Origin of the sequence: Pseudomonas sp. AM4(2022), assembly GCF_036346515.1 — a bacterium.
In the GTDB taxonomy this organism is placed as follows: domain Bacteria; phylum Pseudomonadota; class Gammaproteobacteria; order Pseudomonadales; family Pseudomonadaceae; genus Aquipseudomonas; species Aquipseudomonas paracarnis.
This window is the reverse complement of sequence record NZ_JAOTNW010000051.1, coordinates 1-2,428: the sequence shown is the minus strand read 5'-3', so window position 1 is coordinate 2,428 and position 2,428 is coordinate 1. Positions and strand designations below refer to the sequence as shown.

3 protein-coding genes are annotated in these 2,428 nt (G+C 56.8%); all 3 read right to left on the bottom strand.

Annotated elements, in window-relative coordinates:
* Positions 1 to 30 precede the first annotated feature (30 nt).
* Positions 31 to 1,599 carry an IS66 family transposase gene (gene tnpC, locus ODQ19_RS27885; RefSeq protein WP_041476245.1) on the bottom strand — a complete coding sequence of 523 codons (1,569 nt, stop codon included), beginning with the start codon at positions 1,597 to 1,599 and terminating at the stop codon, positions 31 to 33.
* Positions 1,600 to 1,660: 61 nt separating this feature from the next.
* On the bottom strand, positions 1,661 to 1,996 hold the full coding sequence (gene tnpB / locus ODQ19_RS27880; protein ID WP_014335806.1) for an IS66 family insertion sequence element accessory protein TnpB: 336 nt from the start codon (positions 1,994 to 1,996) through the stop codon (positions 1,661 to 1,663).
* Positions 1,993 to 2,325 (bottom strand): IS66-like element accessory protein TnpA, encoded by a 333-nt coding sequence (gene tnpA / locus ODQ19_RS27875; RefSeq protein WP_014335805.1) that lies wholly within the window; start codon positions 2,323 to 2,325, stop codon positions 1,993 to 1,995. Before tnpA ends, tnpB begins: the two co-directional genes overlap by 4 nt.
* Positions 2,326 to 2,428 lie beyond the last annotated feature (103 nt).

Here is a 2,428-nt window from a genome sequence, read left to right as displayed (position 1 = left end):
GTATGCGTCCGGGCATCACATCTTGCGTGATTAAACCGGCTGCCACTTATGCGGAAGCAGCAGCTCGATTTCACTCGCCCGCTGCGTCGGTAAACGCGTGAGAACATCCTTTAGATAGGCGTACGGGTCATGACCATTCAGCCGCGCAGACTGGATCAAACTCATGATCGCTGCCGCCCGTTTTCCGCTACGTAGCGACCCAGCGAAGAGCCAGTTTTTGCGTCCAAGAGCCCACGGCCGGATCTGGTTCTCCGCCCAGTTATTATCAATGGGGACGGCCCCATCATCGAGGTAGCGCGACAGCGCTGCCCAGCGTTTGAGACTGTAATCGAGTGCTCTGCTGATGGCCGAACCTTCGGGCACAAGATCACGCTGGGCGATCATCCAGACATGCAATCTATCCATCACCGGAGCGGCTTTTTCTTGTCGTATTCGGCACCGTAAATCCGGTTCCAGATCACGCACTTCGCTCTCGATTTCGTACAGCAACTGGATGTAGCGCAGGGCCTGCTCGGCGATCTGGCTTTTGTTGGTCGCGTGCAATTCGAAAAACTTGCGTCGGGCATGGGCCATGCAGCCGATCTCGGTCACGCCGAGTTCGAAGCTGGCCTTGTAACCGCCAAAGTCGTCGCAGACCAACTTACCTTTCCAGCCTTGCAGGAAGTTGCGAGCATGCTCACCGGCGCGGCTGGGGCTGAAGTCGTAGACGACAGCGGCTGTTTCGCAGAACTGGCTCGTGGCGTAAGCCCAAACATAAGACCGGTGGGTTTTCTTCGAACCTGGAGCAAGCATCTGTACCGGTGTTTCATCCGCGTGGATGACTTGCTGTCCCATCACTACGTCACGCAGGGCATCGACCAGGGGCTGTAATTGCACACCCGTCATTCCAACCCATTGAGCCAAAGTGGAGCGTGGAATCGCCAAGCCGGCGCGACCGAAAATCGATTCCTGGCGGTAGAGCGGCAAATGGTCAGCGAACTTCGCGATCATGACGTGGGCAAGTAAGCCTGCCGTTGGGATACCTTTGTCGATGACCTGCGCCGGTACGGGCGCTTGGATCAGCGTTTCGCAGTCATCGCAAACCCACTTGCCACGAACATGGCGTTCGACGGTGAACACGCCGGGTGTGTAGTCCAGCTTTTCGCTGACGTCTTCACCGATACGCTTGAGTGCGCAGCCACAAGGGCAGCGAGTGTTGTCCGGTTCATGATGGATCAACGTGCGTGGGAATTCCGCCGGCAATGCCGTGCGCTTGGGCTTTTGCTTTTTCTCGGTCGTCGCTGGCGCTATTTGCAAGGCTTGAAGCTCGGCCTCAATCGCCGCGATATCGGTATCGATCAGGTCATCGAGCAGACTGGCCTGCTCAGGATTCATCTGCTCGCTACGCTTGGCAAACTTCAAACGCTTGAGTTGCGCGATTTCGTGGGTCAGTTTCTCGATCACCGTTTGATCGCGGTTGATCTTCTTGCCCATGGTGTCAACTGTCTTGCCCATGGTTTCAACCGTCTTGCCCAGGGTCTCGACTTGCGACAGCAACTGCGCAGCGAATGCACGTAGCTGGTCGGGAGTCATTTGATCGAGATTGGGTGAGGACGTCATGCCGTGGATTTTACCAAAGCAGGCCACTTGCGACAGCCAGCCAAGACGCTAATTACAGTTTTTAAAGCAGCGTGATTGCACCGCCGGCTCCAACACGTTGCCAAGGTAGTCCGAGCACTAAGGCCTGAAGTTGTTCGGTATCCAACTGCATTTCGCTGCTTTGTCGAAGGCTTGGCCAGTGAAACTTGCCCTGGTTCAAGCGACGTGCGGCCAACCAAATACCAATCCCATCGTGTACCAGCACTTTCATGCGATTGGCCCGGCGATTGGCAAACAAATAAGCGCAGTGCGGCTTCGCCGCACCGAAGACCGCGATCACTCTGGCTAGCGCGGTCTCGGTACCGGCGCGCATGTCCATGGGCTCAGTGGCGAGCCAGATGGCGTCGATGCGGATCATCGCAACAGATCTCGCAGAAAGGTGGCACAGGCAGCGGCGCTTTCGGTCGGCCAGTTCACTTTCACGGTGCCGCGCGGGTGTGGGATTTCGAGGCAGATAGTCGATGACGTGGCTTGCGAATTTGCTCCGGCTAACTGCAAGGGCAGCGGAATGAAAGCAGGTTGCAGCGCCATGGCTTTCTGCGTTTGCACTCGAATCCATTTATGGACGAGGTTCGCGTTGAGGCTGTGGCTCAGCGCAACGCTGGCAATCGAGGCCCCGGGCTGGGAACACTCTTGAATGACCTGGGCCTTGAAGGATTTGGAGTAAGAACGGCGTTGTGGCTGCATGAAAGACCCGCTTATAAAGGCTAGAAATGGTGTCCACTTAAATCAGGTGGACACCATCGCCTTTGGCGTCGGGGTCAGGAAGGTGTGTTGGCCGGACGCATAC